The sequence below is a fragment of the Bacillus sp. sid0103 genome, from assembly GCF_019219025.1.
Genome location: NZ_JAHUWN010000003.1, coordinates 296,658 through 314,221, shown reverse-complemented (window position 1 = coordinate 314,221; position 17,564 = coordinate 296,658). Strand labels below are relative to the sequence as shown.

The 17,564-nt window shown below is 40.3% G+C and carries 12 protein-coding genes; 7 read left to right on the top strand and 5 right to left on the bottom strand.

Annotated elements, in window-relative coordinates:
- Window positions 1–49: 49 nt before the first annotated feature.
- Window positions 50–844, bottom strand: a complete 795-nt coding sequence (locus KW850_RS05560) for a TIGR00266 family protein (RefSeq protein WP_218346563.1) — start codon at window positions 842–844, stop codon at window positions 50–52.
- A 642-nt stretch (window positions 845–1,486) separates the two neighbouring features.
- Here KW850_RS05560 and KW850_RS05555 point away from each other — a divergent pair.
- The 3 genes from KW850_RS05555 to KW850_RS05545 all read left to right on the top strand — a co-directional run bounded on the left by KW850_RS05555 (window position 1,487) and on the right by KW850_RS05545 (window position 6,163).
- Entirely contained in the window at window positions 1,487–1,687 is a 201-nt protein-coding gene (locus KW850_RS05555; protein ID WP_007083969.1) for a cold-shock protein, read from the top strand.
- 196 nt (window positions 1,688–1,883) lie between these two features.
- Entirely contained in the window at window positions 1,884–3,029 is a 1,146-nt protein-coding gene (locus KW850_RS05550; RefSeq protein ID WP_218346562.1) for an exonuclease SbcCD subunit D, read from the top strand.
- On the top strand, window positions 3,026–6,163 hold the full coding sequence (locus KW850_RS05545) for an AAA family ATPase (RefSeq protein WP_218346561.1): 3,138 nt from the start codon (window positions 3,026–3,028) through the stop codon (window positions 6,161–6,163). The genes KW850_RS05550 and KW850_RS05545 overlap by 4 nt, the downstream gene beginning before the upstream one ends.
- Before the next feature lie 154 nt (window positions 6,164–6,317).
- Here KW850_RS05545 and KW850_RS05540 read toward each other — a convergent pair whose 3' ends face one another.
- The gene (locus KW850_RS05540; RefSeq protein ID WP_218346560.1) at window positions 6,318–6,635 is read right to left on the bottom strand and encodes a putative quinol monooxygenase; all 318 of its coding nucleotides are present in this window, start codon (window positions 6,633–6,635) and stop codon (window positions 6,318–6,320) included.
- Window positions 6,636–6,663: 28 nt separating this feature from the next.
- Window positions 6,664–8,319 (bottom strand): FAD-binding dehydrogenase, encoded by a 1,656-nt coding sequence (locus tag KW850_RS05535; protein WP_218346559.1) that lies wholly within the window; start codon window positions 8,317–8,319, stop codon window positions 6,664–6,666.
- A 222-nt stretch (window positions 8,320–8,541) separates the two neighbouring features.
- Here KW850_RS05535 and KW850_RS05530 point away from each other — a divergent pair, with 222 nt between their 5' ends.
- The 4 genes from KW850_RS05530 (at window position 8,542) to selB (ending at window position 12,712) form a co-directional block, all read left to right on the top strand.
- Window positions 8,542–9,012, top strand: a complete 471-nt coding sequence (locus KW850_RS05530) for a GNAT family N-acetyltransferase (RefSeq protein ID WP_256358095.1) — start codon at window positions 8,542–8,544, stop codon at window positions 9,010–9,012.
- The gene (locus KW850_RS05525; RefSeq protein ID WP_218346558.1) at window positions 9,012–9,476 is read left to right on the top strand and encodes a hypothetical protein; all 465 of its coding nucleotides are present in this window, start codon (window positions 9,012–9,014) and stop codon (window positions 9,474–9,476) included. The genes KW850_RS05530 and KW850_RS05525 overlap by 1 nt, the downstream gene beginning before the upstream one ends.
- Before the next feature lie 640 nt (window positions 9,477–10,116).
- Window positions 10,117–10,611: a hypothetical protein gene (locus KW850_RS05520; RefSeq protein ID WP_218346557.1), complete on the top strand. Its 495-nt coding sequence runs from the start codon at window positions 10,117–10,119 to the stop codon at window positions 10,609–10,611.
- A 217-nt stretch (window positions 10,612–10,828) separates the two neighbouring features.
- Window positions 10,829–12,712, top strand: a complete 1,884-nt coding sequence (gene selB / locus KW850_RS05515) for a selenocysteine-specific translation elongation factor (RefSeq protein ID WP_218346556.1) — start codon at window positions 10,829–10,831, stop codon at window positions 12,710–12,712.
- 95 nt (window positions 12,713–12,807) lie between these two features.
- Here the strand turns inward: selB and KW850_RS05510 are convergent, their stop codons facing one another.
- Entirely contained in the window at window positions 12,808–14,232 is a 1,425-nt protein-coding gene (locus tag KW850_RS05510; protein ID WP_218346555.1) for a TerD family protein, read from the bottom strand.
- A gap of 190 nt (window positions 14,233–14,422) precedes the next feature.
- Entirely contained in the window at window positions 14,423–17,563 is a 3,141-nt protein-coding gene (locus KW850_RS05505) for an MMPL family transporter (protein ID WP_218346554.1), read from the bottom strand.
- Between the last annotated feature and the right edge of the window lies 1 nt (window position 17,564).

Sequence of the window (17,564 nt, the reverse complement as noted above, 5' to 3'; positions counted from 1 at the left end):
AATATCCTCCTCGCACAAAAAAGCAGGATCAAATGATCCTGCTCCATAATCAATCCCCATTAAATATATCAAAAATGCCTCGAGCAATACTTCCTTCATCTTTTGCCCCGCCGCGAGCAGGTGCTGCTGCAAAGACTCGGCTAGCAAGACGGCTAAATGGCAATGATTGAATCCACACGGAACCTGGTCCGCGCAGGGTAGCGAAAAACAAGCCCTCACCACCAAACAATGCTGTTTTAACCCCTTTTACAAATTCAATATCGTAACTAACATTACTCGTCATCGCCACTAAGCAGCCTGTATCAACCCGTAAGGTCTGACCTGGCAAGAGGTCTTTCTTAATAATCGTTCCACCTGCATGAACAAAAACAAGCCCATCGCCTTCTAACTTTTGCATGATAAACCCTTCGCCTCCGAAGAAGCCTGCGCCAATTTTACGTTGGAATTCGATCCCAACCTGAACCCCTTTAGCTGCAGCAAGAAAGGCATCTTTTTGACAGATTATTTTCCCGCCAAGCTGGCTTAAGTCCATAGGAATAATTTTTCCAGGATATGGTGAAGCAAACGAAACACGTTTCTTACCCATACCATTATTAGTGAAGGTTGTCATAAACAAGCTTTCACCAGTAAGCACCCGCTTTCCAGCACTAAACAGTTTCCCCATTAGGCCGCTTCCGTTACCTCCGCCGCTGCCATCACCAAAAATAGTCTCCATATGTATGTCATCTTCCATCATCATAAAGCTGCCAGCTTCTGCAACGACTGTCTCTTGCGGATCCAATTCCACCTCAACAAACTGCATGTCATCCCCATAGATTTTATAATCAATTTCGTGGTTATTCATTCTTGTCCCTCCATTTTATATAATGGCAAACCTATCTCTATTATAAAAAATTTAGGAAAAAAGTGCTAATTTTAACCGAATAAAAATAAAAGGACGCCTGTTTACACAGACGTCCTTCGCGTATTGAGGCGAAAAACCACACTCCACATAGTGTGCTCCAAAAGGAATGTTTCTCGACTTACACAACTCAGCTCATCGCTTAGCTATTGTAACATGGTCCTAATAAACTAACAAGTGTTTTTATAAAATATATTTTTAGACAAAATGCTTGATCGAGTGTTTTTTTGTATAGGTAGCGGGGTTTATACATTTAATGGAAATTCCTGGTACTGCACTAAAATACACTTTCTTTTTTATAAAATGCATACGCTATAATGAATGTCGAATTTTGTCGAATATAATCCAAAACAAGAGAGAATTGTAGAAACATAGAGGTTTATATTGGCCTGTCCTTTGTTGACAGTTAAGCTATTAGAATGCTAAAATTTAGTCAGCCGTTGCACGAGATTAGATTTATATTACAAGCTTGTTCAAAGTTTTAACCGATGTTTGGATGAGGAAATGAAGGTAAAGCTATCACGTTGTAATTTGGTGAATTTACACATGGCTTACGTGTATAAGCCAATAGGAGGATTTTTTTTCATGAAAAACGGTAAAGTAAAATGGTTTAACTCAGAAAAAGGTTTTGGATTCATCGAAGCTGAAGATGGTAACGACGTATTCGTTCATTACTCTGCAATCCAAACAGAAGGTTTCAAAACTTTAGAAGAAGGTCAAGAAGTTTCTTTCGAAGTTGTTGAAGGAGCTCGTGGACCACAAGCTGCTAACGTAACTAAAAAATAATATTGTAAACTACTATAACAGCCCGGACAATGTTCCGGGCTGTTTTTTGCATGTTAAGAACCGTTATGAATCTACAATCTAGTATAAAATACCCAATATTCCAGTAATCTGCTTGCATTTCCACCCTCATTTCTATTTGTGTTTTGCTATAATAGTAGTATTGGAAACATGCAGAATAATAAATAGGGGTGAGCAGATGAAATTTATCCATACAGCTGATTGGCATTTAGGAAAACTAGTTCATGGGGTCTACATGACAGAGAATCAGCGTGAAGTACTTGAGCAATTTGTGGCAGTCGTTGCGGAAGAAAAGCCGGATGCTGTTGTCATTGCAGGGGACTTATATGATCGTTCGGTACCGCCTACCGATGCGGTGGAATTACTCGATGAGATGCTCTTTAAAATTAATGTGGATTTAAAAACACCGGTTGTGGCGATTGCCGGAAACCATGATAGTGCAGAAAGGCTTTCCTTTGGAAGCTCCTGGTATAAGCACAGCCAATTTTATTTATCAGGAAAATTAACAAACAGCTTTACTCCAGTGCGTATAAATGGTGTAAATTTTTATCTTGTTCCCTATGCTGAGCCAGGGGTAGTTCGTCAATTACTTGAGGATGATTCCATCCATTCCCATCAAGAAGCGATGAAAGCCCTGATTGGAAAAATGGAGGAAAACCTTAATCCTAACGAGCCCAATGTTTTAGTTGGACATGCCTTTGTATTAGGAGGGCAAACGTCTGATTCTGAACGAGTCTTATCTGTAGGCGGTTCTGGTTGTGTTGGTGCTGAATTGTTTGAACCCTTTTCTTATACAGCACTTGGTCACTTACACAGTCCGGATGCCATTAACCATAAAAAAGTGAAATATTCAGGTTCGCTCTTAAAATATTCATTCTCGGAAGCCATACAAAATAAGTCTATTTCAATTATTGAAATGGATGATAAAGGTAATTTTACGCACCGCTACCGCTCACTTACACCTAAACATGATATGCGTGAATTAGAAGGGCATCTTGAAGAATTACTTGACCCTTATTTTTATGAAAAAGAAACAGTCGACGATTATTTAAAAATCACTCTATTGGATGAAGGAGCTTTAATTGATCCTATTAACAAGTTGCGTCAAGTGTATCCAAATGTCCTCCATCTTGAACGAAAACTAGATATAACCGATTTGAAGAAAAAACAATCATTCACGTCAATCCGAAGTGAGAAAAAGTCAGAGATGGAATTGTTTGAACAATTCTACACAGAAATGACAACCTCAGAATTTTCACATGATAAAAAAGCAGCAATGACAGAGGTAATTGAAAAAGTGCTAACGGAGGAGGGGTTGAAATGAAACCGTTAAAACTGACGATGCAAGCTTTCGGCCCTTATGCAGGAAACGAAGAAATCGACTTTACGTCACTAGGAAATCGGACGATGTTTGTTATTTCCGGAAAAACCGGTTCCGGAAAAACCACCATATTTGATGCAATCAGTTATGCGATTTATGGAAAGGCGAGTGGAGAGGATCGCAATGGTCCCGATCTCCGCAGCCAGTTTGCCAAAGATGAGTTATTAACCGAGGTTTCTCTTGATTTTTCCCTTCGTAATAAAGCTTATTCCATTACAAGGTCTCCGCAGCAGTTGAAGAAGAAAGACAAAGGTGAAGGCTATACACAAATAGGTGCAAAAGCTGAGCTATATATGTGGACAGAAAATGGCGAAAGGAAACTGCTCGCCTCAAAAATCAGCGATGTTGAGGAAAAAATTAAGGAAATTATGCTGATAGATGCGAATCAGTTCCGGCAAATATTAATGATTCCCCAGGGAGAATTCCGTAAACTCCTTACTTCAGATAGTAAGGATAAAGAAGTGATTTTACAGCGGCTGTTCCACACGCAAATATATAAAATGGTCGAAGAGAAACTAAAGGCTGAAGCAACAGACTTGAAAAAGTCAGTTGAGGACCAGGTCCAGGCAAGAAATGAACAGATTCGCCGCATTCAAGTATTCACCAATGAAGAACTACGTGAATATTTGAATGCAGATAGTGTGAATGATACGATCATCATGCCGCTTCTAAAAACCGAGATTGCGGGTATGGGTGAAGAGTTAGAGCAACTTAACCTACAATTAAAAGCAAAAAGACTAGAACAGGACAAACTTAAGGGCCAGCTTATTGAAGCAGAGGGACTATTAAAACAGCTGCAAATGCAAGAGGAGTTAAAAGGGCAAAAGGCAAGCCTTTTATCTCAAGAAGAAGTATTTAACGAAAAAGAAAAGCAGGTCCAACGTGCCCATAAGGCGGCCCTTTTAGCAAAACAAGAAGAATTATGTCACCGTTTAAAGCGCGAAGTTGATCAACTTGATGGAAATCTGAAATCGATACTGACAGAAATTGAGAAATTGAATGGACTTTTACAACAGCATGAACACCATCTTCAAAAGGAGCTTGAACGAGAAGAGGAACGCCAGGCAGCCCTAGCTGAAGTGAATAGATTAGTCAATATGAGAGAGGATGTCTATTCATTTGCTGTTTTATTAAAAGAAACACAAAAGAAGGATGCTGAATTAAAAGCAGCGAAACAAAAGCAAAGTGAGTCAGAAACAATCCTCGAACAACTAGACACGCAAATAGCTAACCTTAAAAAGCAAAAGGAAGAGATTGAAAAAGGGAAACTCATCTATTTGGAAAACGAAGGAAAAATAGATAAATTGAAGTCTAAGCTTGATCGTTTTGAAAAATACGAAATGCTGCTGGTTCGTCATCAAAAAGCCGAACAAAATCTAAGTTCAATGACTGCGCGCTATGATAATACTTCTGCTAGATATACAGATGCTAGAGCAATGGTTGAACAATTAGAGGGTAAGTGGATGCATGGGCAGGCTGCGATATTAGCCGCTAAGCTACAATCGGGTGAAGCCTGTCCTGTGTGTGGATCAGAGCACCATCCATCCCCGGCCCGCCAACATGATGACAGTATTCCAACTGAAGAGGAAATGAAGGCAGCGAAGGCTCAAAGGGACAAATGGGAAAAAGAAAAGTCAGCAGATGAAGCTGCCTTTTACCAAAGTCAGTCAATAGAAGCAGCACAAAAGGAAGCTGTTGAAGAAATCATTAGAGAAATACGTTCATTCCGAGCCGATTTTACAGCCGATCAATTAGCTATTATTAAAACGGAGGCCGTTTCAGCTAAGAACCAGCTTGTCCAAACTCAAGAAAAGCTTGCGGACCAGATTAAGCAGCATGATAAAGTTAAGATTGAAATTGAAAAAAGAGAAGTTGAAAAAGTAAATGTACAAAACGCTAATCATCAGGTTTCTGTTCTGATCAATGACTTAACCGTACAATTCACTGAAAAAATGACCAATCTTTCACGGATGATGAACGTTATTCCAGAGAATCTTCGTTCAGAAGAGGAATACGAAAAAGCCCTATTGGCTTCTAAAAACCGACACGAAGTGCTGGTGAAACAGTTGGAAGAAGCCCAGCAGCGCTTACAGCAGGTTAAAGAAAAACTGTCAAATGAATCAGCGAGATTACTAGATGCTCAGAACCATCACACGACTAAAAAACAGGAACTCGACGCGGAAAGAGAAATCTTTGTTCATAAACTATCCGAGCAGGGCTTTGAAAAATACGGCACCTATGCTGAATCTAAACGGTCTGAACAAGAAATTAACAGTCTTGAAACAGCAATCCGCAGTTATCGTGAAGAGTTACGTTCGGTTTCTGACCGTTTGAAAGAATTAATGGATCGTTTAATTGACGTGGAAACACCTGATGTTGATGGACTGAAGCTCGAGGTAGCGAAAATTACTAGCGAAATCGAGGCTCTTAATCAACAACACACGAATCTATTTGTAAAAAAACGGGATAACGAAGAAATATACAGCCGTGTGGAAAGTTTGAATGAACAAATGAAGGTCCTGGAGGAACGTTACAAGTTAATTGGACATCTTTATGAAATCGCCAAAGGCCAAAATAACTTTCGGGTTACCTTTGAACGATACGTTTTGGCATCATTCTTGGATGATATTTTACGAGAAGCCAATGGACGCCTAAGAAAAATGACCTCTGGCCGTTTCCAATTGTTGAGAAAAACAGACCGTTCCAAAGGGAATGCTCAAAGTGGTTTGGAATTGCTTGTGTTTGATCAGTATACGGGTCAGGAACGACATGTCAAAACCTTATCAGGCGGCGAAAGCTTTAAAGCTTCATTATCGCTCGCACTTGGTCTGGCTGATGTCGTTCAAAATTATGCCGGCGGGGTATCATTAGAAACAATGTTCATCGATGAAGGCTTTGGTACGTTGGATCCTGAGTCCTTGGATCAGGCAATTGAGGCATTAATGGATATTCAAAGCAGCGGCCGCTTAGTTGGTATTATCTCGCATGTTCCTGAACTGAAAGAACGTATAGACGTCAGACTCGAAGTCAGGGCCGATCAGACGGGAAGTAGAACTGAGTTCCTGTTTACAAATTAATGAATAGGTAGTTTTTTAAGGTACCTTAGTGTTTTAGAAATGATGGCCGGTTAGAATGAATAACAGTGTATATCCTCAAACAAAAAGCAGTGAATTTCATTTACTTGAAAAATTTCACTGCTTTTTGCGTTTTATTCAGTATGGCGAGCTCAACTTATAAAGGCTTAAAATTAGGAAAAGGGTGTTGTGATTCAGCAAGTGTTGAAAGACTTGTTAATTCGGCCAAGGAACCGATTTTATCCCAAACAGCCATTACTTTTGCGGATTGGTGTGCTTTTTCAATTGCCTCGGTTGACCGCCATTCAGCGATCTCAATGATAGTCCCATCCGCAGCTTGAAGTGTTAATAATTCTCGGCTTGTAATTAATTCTTCCTCTCGGAGTGTTGGGATATGTACTTTAAGGACTTCTTTCAAATCTTCCGCTTTTCCTGGTTTAGGACGATAAAGTGCCATGAAAACTAATGAAGACATATTCTCACCTCCTTAAATAACATCATACTCATGATAATTCTTTAGCAATTGCACGTCCAGCCTGTCTTCCTGTAAACAAACAGCCGCCGACAAAGGTTCCTTCTAACGAGCGATAGCCATGAATTCCGCCACCGCCAAAACCTGAAACTTCTCCAGCTGCGTAAAGCCCTGGGACCGGTTTTCCTGTTGCATCAAGGACTCTGCCGGATAAATCGGTTTGCAAGCCGCCTAGGGTTTTCCGACTGACAATGTTTAACCGAACAGCGATTAAAGGTCCCATTTTTGGATCAAGAATTCTATGCGGGGGAGCAACTCTTATTAATTTGTCACCAAGATAATTTCTGGCCCCACGCAAGGCCGTAATTTGAAGATCCTTTGTAAATTTATTTTCAATCTCCCTGTCTCGGGCAAGAATCTGCCGTTCAATCGCATCGAGCGATAATAAATGGTCACCGCTTAGTTTGTTCATGCCATCTACCAGCTCAGGCAGGGTATTCGCAATCACAAAATCCTCGCCCTTATCCATGAAAGCCTTAACCGGTGCTGTAGGGCCAGGCAGGACACGGGCTAACACTTTCTTGATACTTTTCCCTGTTAAATCAGGATTTTGCTCCGAACCTGATAAGGCAAATTCTTTTTCAATTATTTTTTGCGTTAAGATGAACCAGGAATAGTCATAACCAGATTTCATTATTGCTTCAAGGGTCCCCAGGGTATCAAACCCAGGAAAATTTGGCGCAGGAAAACGCTGTCCTTTGGCATCAAGCCAAAGCGAGGAGGGACCAGGCAGGATTCGTATTCCATGGTTAGGCCAGACAGGGTCCCAGTTTTTAATTCCTTCGGTATAATGCCACATTCGGTCGCGGTTGACAATTCGTCCTCCGGCTTTCTCTGTTATTCCAAGCATTCTTCCGTCCACATGTTCAGGCACTCCTGAGATCATCTGTTTAGGAGCATTCCCGAGGCGTTCCGGCCAATTATTTCTAATGAGGTCATGGTTTCCGCCAATCCCGCCGCTTGTTACAGCAACAGCCGATGAATGATACTCAAATTCTCCTACTACCTCTCGGGAACTTGCTTCTCCCCTGGCTGTAGTACTTGAAACGAGGATATCACCTCTAACCCCACAAATGGCGCCATTTTCCTTGACTAATTCATTCACACGATGGCGGGGACGATAATCGACGAGTCCTTCCTTCATTGCATGTCTAACTCGATCCTCAAACGGCTTGACAAGACCGGGACCTGTCCCCCAGACAATGTGGAAGCGGGGGACCGAATTACCATGACCTTCTGCGGTATAACCCCCACGCTCTGCCCAGCCGACAACCGGGAAAAAACGAACCCCCATTCCTGTCAGCCATGCCCGTTTTTCCCCTGCGGCAAAATTAACATAAGCTTCTGCCCACTTTTTTCCCCAATAATCCTCGTCATCTTCTCTGTCAAAGCCTGCTGCCCCTAACCAATCTTGCCAGGCAAGTTCTTTGGAGTCCCTAATCCCGATTCTTCTTTGTTCGGGAGAATCGACGAGAAATAAACCACCAAATGACCACCAAGCCTGACCACCGAGAGAGGCTTCGGGTTCTTGATCTAAAAGCAGTACTTTTTTTCCTGCATCTGCAAGTTCAGCCGTTGCCACTAAACCAGCTAAACCTGCACCAACCACAATCACGTCAAATTTCAACTGAATCCCCCCGTTTTATTTAAAGAAAATCTCATGTTCTAATCGTAAGTTGAATTATCTGAAAAGTAAATATAATCCTGTATATCATAACTTATATGTTGGTTTGGATGTAATCGAAAAAGAGGTGATGGCGACTGCCCTAAGAAAAAAGTTGGAACTTTAAAATAATTGCTATTTTTCAATAAAATAATGATATATCCTATTAGTAGAAAGAGAAGGGAAATGGCTGAGATGATTAAAAAAATTGATTTACATAATATGAATCTGACAGAAGAATTGCTGGCACTTCAAAGAGCAGCCTATCTTGTTGAAGCGGAATTGATAAATTTTTTTGAAATCCCGCCTCTAGTAGAAACCATCAATGAATTAAGAGATTGTGAGGAATCATTTATTGGTTATTTTTTGGAGGGAAAACTTGTTGGTGCTATTTCCTATACGATTACTGGAGATGTGTTGACGATTTGTCGGATGATCGTGCATCCTGCTCATTTCCGTAAAGGGATTGCGCAAAGGTTATTGGTCGAACTTGAGGATATAAATCCGCTTTTGGCTGTTTATAAGGTATCAACAGGTAAAGCGAATTCACCGGCGAAGCATTTGTATTTGAAAAATGGCTATACATTTATTGGTGATTTTGAAGTTGTACCAGGATTGTATATTAGTAATTTTGAAAAAAGAAAGGTGGAAGCATGATGACAACAATTACAACGACTTTTTCACATCGACAATTAGCGGTGAATTGTTTTAATGCAGTTTGGGACCTCCTTGATTTAAATGATAGAACAAAAGAAGAGGAAGAGAAAATGATCCATCTTGCCCATACCTCCTTTTGGCATTGGACTCAAGTAGAAGAACATACTGCTAAGAATTTATCAATTGGTTATTGGCAGTTATCGCGAGTTTATGCAATAGCCGGCCTGGGGGAGAGATCCCTATATTATGCTAAACGTTGTCTTTCCGTCAGTTTAGAAAACGACATTGAGCCGTTTTACATTGGCTATGCCTATGAAGCCCTAAGTCGCGCAAATTCTTTGTTAGGTTATACTGAGAGTTCAATCGAACAAGCTGAACAAGCAAGCGAATATGCCAAAAAGGTAGGAGATGATGCCTCAAAAGAAATGCTGATGAAAGATTTACAGGAAATTGAAAGAAACTAGGATTTAATTACGATTAATTGAAAAATCATTTACGAAAAAATGACGGGTGCCAAATTCACTCGTCATTTTTATTTGAAGTTAAAGAAGTGTGAAATATTTCTATTTTTCGTAAAAGAAGGAAAAGCTATAGATTAGGACCAGATTTTGAGAAGATTTGAAGAGGAGATATCATGGTTATTACCTTCTATTTCATATTAAGTTGGTTGATGATTGGTTTGCTTATTTTTAATCGCCAACAATCCCGGGGGTCGAAAGGAAACATTTTATTTCTAGTTCTTCTTTCGTGTCTGATAAATACTCATACCTATTTAGGTTTATTTGAAACATTTAAATGGATGAAAACCACTACCAATCCGAAATTATATATTGCCTTTCTTCTATTTCGAAGTGTTTTTATCCCTTTATTTGTTTCATATATTACGTTGCATATTCTTAATAGCCCCTTCAAAAAACAGCTGTTGCTCTTTTTGTTGTTCATTTTAATTATTATGGCCATCGATATAATAAATTTAGGTAGTCACTTATATAGTTTTAAGAAATGGAATCATCTTACTACTCTTTCATATTATCTCCTTTTCTTATTTTTAGTGATATTAGGCCTCAAATGGTTTAGAGGAATGGGGAAAAGAGGCGAGCGACGATGATGTTGGTAGAAGATAAGTTTGATTTGAATGATTATTTTGTTATTTTTGCATTTATTATCTCATGGGGTATTTATTTCTTTTTGCCAAAAGTTTTTTCAATGCAAATGACTATTCTAATCTTCCTCTACAGCCTTACAACCGCAGGGCTTTTCGATAACTCCATGGGGGCTGAACCGTTTGACTTTTACGATATCATGGATGGTCCTGCTTATACAGTAATGGATATCGTCGTTTATTTTCTTTATCCGCCATTTGCCTACGGGTTTCTGTTTATCTATAAAAAACTGCAACTAAGGGACCGGTATTTAGTGTTATTTATTTTCAGTACTTCAGTTGCAGCTACTGCTGTAGAGTGGGTTTACCATAAAATGGGTGTTTTTACCTATAAAAACGGCAACAGCATTATTTACTCAATATGTACCTATCTAGTCGTTCAATCTTTATTAATAGGATTATATCGTTTCATGTTAGTTAAGGAGCAGGAGAAATAACGATTTTAAATGATGTCTTAAGAGGTAGGATTGATTGCGGGTGGAGTTTGGACTGCATAAGCTTGAATTTGCTCAGGAGGGTCCGAATCCACATTCATTTCGAAAGCACAAAGGGGAAATCATGAACAGAGTGGGTATTTGTTGCAAAATCTACTCTTGAACCCTAGTGCCATAATCGATACAGTAGAAGGGAAGAATGGAAAAGTAGGTGGCATCGTTGGAAAAACGATTTTTTACGATTGGTATGGCTGGTCACATTGACCACGGGAAAACGTCTTTAACAAAGGCGCTAACTAATGTAGATACAGACCGGTTAAAAGAAGAAAAGGAACGTCAAATTTCAATCGAGCTTGGGTTTGCTCCCTTATACGAAGATAATGAAATACAAATTTCTGTGATAGATGTGCCCGGACACGAACGATTTATCCGACAAATGATTGCTGGTGTTGCCGGGATTGATCTCGTTGTGCTCGTTGTTGCAGCCGACGAAGGTGTAATGCCGCAAACGAGGGAGCACCTCGATATTTTGAAGTTCTTAGGTGTAAAAAATGGATTAGTGGCTATATCAAAAATTGATAGAGTAGATGAAGAATTTATCGAACTCGTAAAAGATGATATTTTGGTTGAACTTTCTGGAACCGTATTTGAGAATGCTCCGTTTGTTTTAGTAGACAGCCTATCTCATAAAGGGATCGATGAGATTAAAGAATTAATCATCAAAACGTTAAAGGAACAAGAAATGCGTGATGCCAAAGGGGCATTCCGCCTGCCCATTGACCAGGTATTTACCGTTAAGGGTCAAGGGACTGTGGTTCGCGGCACGGTGTATGAAGGAACAGTTGAAGAGGGACAAACGCTAAAAATTATGCCAAAAGGGATAGAGGTCAGAGCACGGCAGATTCAAGTCCATCATAACCAGGCTGAAAAAGCCTATGCAGGACAGCGCACGGCCATCAACCTTTCCGGCGTGGCGAAAGAAGATGTTGAAAGGGGAGATGTACTTGTTTCATCAGAACATTTCCTTGTAACGAAAACTCTGGATGTAGCTATTCGTGTTGTTGAAGACCTTCAACATAATGTGAAACAGAGGATGCCGATTAAGCTTCATATCGGAACGGCGGAGGTCATGGGTCGGATTGTCTTTTTTGATCGCAATGAAATCAAGGAGGAAAATGACGATATCCTTTGTCAGCTCAGACTTGAGGAAGAAATTATAACCAAACGCGGTGACCGGTTTATTCTACGCCGCCCCAGCCCGCAAGAGACGATTGGCGGGGGCTGGGTGATTGACCCGCGTGGTGATAAGTATCGTTTTGGTAATCAGACCATCGAAGAACTTGAAAAGAAAAAGGTGGGTTCGCCCAAGGAACGAATTACTGCTGCGTTAATGGAAGCGAAGTGCTTGCCGCTGCACGAGTTAATCAAACGGACTTCATTAGACGAAGACAGATTAAAAGAGCAATTAGTTGAGGAAGAATTTGTCTTATTTGATGGGAAAGAGTATACACATCGACTCCTTATTCATTCCATTGAGGAAGACATGATTGATAGATTACAGGATTTTCATCTTCGTCATTCGATGAAAATGGGGATAAATAAAGCTGAGCTGCTGCAAACGATGCAAAAAAGAGTCCCAAAACATTTGCTGGATTATGTTCTGGAGAATGGGATTATCACTCATATCTTTAACAGAAATGGACAGTTTGTTTCGTTGGCAAGCTTTGTCCCTCATGTACCAAAAAACTGGGGAAAGCGGACTGAAAATCTAGTTGCTAATTTGAAAAAGGATGGATTAAAAGTTCGCTACTTAAAGGAGTATTTTGCTGATGCAGGTATACCTGACAATATTGAAGCAGATTTACGACGCTTTCTAGAAGAGGAGGACCTACTTGTCCCATTGGATGGTCAGTTTGCTTATCATGGAGAAGTGTTTCAACAAGCAGCAGCTAAACTTCGCAGTCAGACAGGTGCTGAATTTGACGTTGGAGAAGCGAAAGACGTTCTTGGTCTGTCACGGAAATATATGATCCCGTTTTTAGAAAAATTAGATTCATTAGGCCTTACTAAAAGAGTTGAGAATAAACGAGTGTGGAAACATTAACAGAAAAAGCCTCAATTCCGAGATGGATTTGAGGCTTTTTTCAATTGGAGTGCTCCAGACGATATAAAGCGCAAATGACGCTGCCGCTTGTTAAATTACGATAAAAACTCTGCAGGATTTAGGCCGAGTTCACGACAGATATCGCTCACCATTTGCTTTTCGTTGTTGTCGAAATTTCCATCTGCATAGCCAATCGCGATGCAATAACGGGCGACCAGACGAGCAATTTCGGGCTTGGTTCTTATTTTTCCAAGAGCACGAAATGCCTCGGCACGGCCCATCATCCTGTCATTTTCTATTCTAGAGACAAACATGTTGAATTTTTGGATGACTTTAGTCGTATCAAACACTCGCAATTCGTCACTTTGATGAACAAACTCAATCATTTTCTGGCGTTCTGATGCATCTAAGTATCCGTCTGCCATCGCCACTAAAGCACAGGCAGCAACCACTGCTTCAAGGACATCCTGACTTTTATAGCGATTAAAAAGTTCTTGTGCTCTTCTTTTTTGAGTATTTGCCCATTCTGCGTAATCGGTTTGCGAAGGGGACCAGGAATTGCTACAGCTATTGCAAGAAAACTTTAATTGATTTTTACCGATAAAGCCACCAAGTAAGCCGACCGGACCAAGTATTAGTCCGCCAATTGCTGCTTTACCGAGACCGAATCCTTTCTTACCTGTCCGTACATTAGACGAATGGCAGCGCGGACAAATGATATCATCTCCACCGTATGTCTGGTGTGAATTTACGGTTGCAGGATAGGACTGTGTCGGAAATCCATAAGCAGGTTGTTGATAGGATGGTTCAGGTTCAAGATGAACCGGCTGCTGATAATTAGGGTATGTTTGGTTTTGTTGGTATGGATTACTTTGCTGATAACTCTGAGTTGGCTGATAGGTTGATGGCTGTGACAGTGGTGGTGTTGGCACACTCACTGGAGGGTCATCAACGGCAATACCAAAGTTCCGGCAAAGTGCAGCAAGTCCTCCTTGGAAGCCGCTGGCTATCGCATTAAACTTCCATTCACCATTGTGTCGATACAATTCTGCAGTGACAATTGCTGTTTCAACTGTAAAATCCCGTCCTAAATTAAATCTCAATAATTCCTCGTGCGTTTGCTCATTAAAAATACGTACATATGAGTCGGAGATTTGTCCGAAATTTTGACGTTTCACTTGAGCATCATGAATGGTGATGGTGAAGGCAACCCGGTGAATGTTTGATGGTACCTTGGTTAAATCAATCCTGATCTGCTCATCATCTTGTGCTCCTGCACCAGTACGGTTGTCACCACTATAGATAATTGAGCCGTTTCCGCCAATAGGATTATTATAAAACACAAAATCTTGATCACTGTTCACCTTACCAGATTCTCCTAATAAAAATGCTGACGCATCTAAATCAAAGTTTGAACCTTGATGATTAATACTCCAGCCTAACCCGACCACGACATTTTGCAGGCCGGGGTGAGATTTTGTTAAATCTACTTTTTGTCCCTTGCTAAGTGTAACACCCACTTGATTCACTCCTCATCGAATAAGTTCTTATGTACATTATAATGTATTTATAAAAAAGGGAAAAATTTCTAGATAGACTGAGTTCCTTCAATATGTACAACACTTATATGTACGAAAAAAAGGAGAAAAAGTTTCAAAATTAACTGATTGATAAAAAAGAACGCTGATCCAATCGACCAGCGCACCTAAATTAATCTATAAGATTGTCATTATCTTTATTTTTAATAAATGGCCACCAGTTGGCTTCACCGAATGTTTTCACCATTACAGGGACAAACAATGGAAGCACGACTAGGGAGTACAAGGCTAATCCGATTAAGAGGATCGTTGCAATTTCAAGTAAGGATAAAACACCTGATGGCATCATCGCAGCAAATGTACCGCCTAAGATAACAGCCGCCGAGATAATGACAGTACCCATTTTTTTCATAGAAAGGAGTATGGCTTTATCGACAGGCAGGCTTCGATATTCATTGAAACGATCCATTAAGAAAATACTATAGTCGATCCCTAAAGCTACTAATATAACAAAAGCAAAGAATGGAACTGCCCAGCTTATTCCGGAATAACCTAATAAATTAACAAAGATTTTTTCTGAAATGGCCATTGAAGTATAGTAGGTTAAGACTAATGAACCAATAAGATACAGTGGCATAATGAACGAACGTAACAGGATGATTAGGATAATACTTATCCCTACCAGCATCAGCACAACGGTTCTTGAATAATCCGCTTTTGAAATGGAATCAAGATCATTATGCATACTTGAAACACCGCCAACCGCCACTTTAGCATTCTCAAGTTTGGTTTCATTAATTACGCGTTTAACGGCTTCCTTAATTTCAGGAACGCGGTTAATCGCATCATTAGAATACGGATTTTTGCTAAAGATTACATCAATCGTCATTACTTTTCTATCTTTTGACAAGTAAGCATCCAGTGCTTGCTCGAAGTCTTTACTGTCAAGGACATCCTGTGGAATATAAAATCCGTTTTGCTTTTGTTTTGATACTTCAGCCAGATAATCCTGAGCAGAATTCAGACCGTCTGAAACTTGATTTAAACCATCAGAACTTTGGGTTAAGCCATCTGAAAGCTGCGTAATCTGACTGCCCATATCTTGGAAGCCTGTCAGCAGCTGTTTTTGTCCGTCATTGATTCCAGATAGTCCACCGGTAAATTGGGGAAGTCCGGCAATGACTTTTCCTTGCCCGGCAGTCAATTTATTAAGTCCTGTTTCAAGATCGGAAACTCCTTTTAAAAGACCTTCCATCCCGTTAATCAAAGCTTTTTGGCCTTTTGTAATGTCTGAAAACTTACTATTGGCAAACTGAATTCCTTCTTGGGCATTCTTAAGTCCGCCATTTAATTGCTGTAATCCTCCAGCTAACTCCTTTGTTGCAGTTTGCGAGCCCTGAACCGTCTTTTTAATAGCTTGGTAGTTTTGATTTTGACCAATATCACTGTACTTTTTTTCCAGATTAGCAAAATATTGATTGGTGGCAGATAAAGAATCGTGCAATGTATTCAATTTAGTTGCTATTGTTTCATATTGCCCGTTTAGTACAGCTAAGCCAGCACTTGCTTTCTGATAGCCCCCCAGCAAATGTTTGCTTCCAGCTAAAACCTCTTCAGATTTCGTTTTAACCTGGGCCAAGCCCTCTTTGATTTGGGTAGAACCAGCAGAACCTGATTTAAGTCCTTTCTCAATTTCGGTAAGTCCTCCTTGTATGTCTCCCATCCCTGTTTTTAGTTTAGTGGTTCCGTTTATTAACTCGTTGATTCCAGCGGTGGCTTCCTGCATTTTTGGCTGATTGGCTGCCATCTGGCTGCCTGCTTCCGCGAGGCCATCACTGATCTTTTTAATTCCGTCATTACCTTTGCCAAGTCCATCACCTAGACTTGCCACTTGTTTGGACAGATATAAGTCGTCAAGTGTGTTACCAGTAGGACGGGTCACGGACCGAACTGTTTCAACATCGTTTACACGGGATAGCTCTTGACTAATTTTTTCGGTAATAGCCATATATTCGGATGTATTCATTTGATCATCATTTTTAATGACAATTTGCGTAGGCATCGATTCGCCAGGTCCAAATGAATCAGCGATGATGTTGAAACCTTTTATTGATGGAAAATCATCGCTGATTTCTTCAAGTGAATTAAACGATAATTGATCTTTGTAGGTGAATAAGAATGGGACTGAGATGATCCCGACTATGATAAAAGCAATCAATGGTCGTGCGAGTGCAAATCTACCAGCAAATCCCCAAAATTTACTCTCGCTGTGTTCAAGTTTGCCTTTGGATGGCCAAAATAGTTTTTTGCCTAACACTGCCATAAAGAAGGGGACTATCGTAACAAGTGCGATTAAAAGGATCGCAACTCCTACAGCAACCGCCGCTGCTGATTGATATAGCTTGAAGGTTGAAAAACCAATTGAAGCAAACCCGATCATCACGGCAACGCCGCTAAAAAAAACAGTTTTTCCAGCAGTTCGGTAGGTTTGCACAATCGACTCTGTTACACTATCATTCTTTGCCATTTCCTCTTTAAAACGGCTTAGCAGCAAGATACAATAGTCTGTTCCAATCCCAAATAGGACGGCGACTAAGAAAATTTGGGTAAAGGTTGAAAGTGGAAAGTCAACCTTATCCACGAGGATGGAAACAATCGATTGCGCTGTAAGATAACTGAAGCCTACTGTAACCAACGGAATAATGGGAGCAATAGCTGATCTAAACACTAGAAGGAGCACAATCAGAATGAAGCCAACAGTAATTCCCTCTGTTTTTTTCAAGCCTTCTTGAGAGTTGGTGACGAGGTCATCACTGATTACCCAGTTTCCCGTGTAGTAATGATCAAGCTTGACATCATCAATTTCATGATACAATTCGTCTGCTATTTCTTTGGCTTCTCGACCCTTTACATCGACCTTAAGGGACACTAGAATCGTTTTTTCATCCTCAGAAACCAATTGGTCCTTTAGCTGGGCTTGATTAAAATGGGATAATATTTCGGAAATCCCAAGTTTATCTTTGTTTTGTTCAAGCTGTTTAACAGCTTTTTCTGCAATTGCAAAATCGTCCTTTGTTAACTTTTTGTCACTATGAAAAACCAAGGCCGTTTGGAGATTACTGCCACTGTTTTCAGTTGATTGGACATCTTTAAGTATTTTTTCGGCGATGGTGGAAGAGTAGCCTTCTGGTACAGTTATTTGCCCTTTCTCCCGAACCAGTGTTTCCATGTTTGGAGCTACCATAAATAATGCGGTGATAACGAGGATCCACGCCACTAAGATAAGCCATTTACCTTTTATGATTGCTCTCACC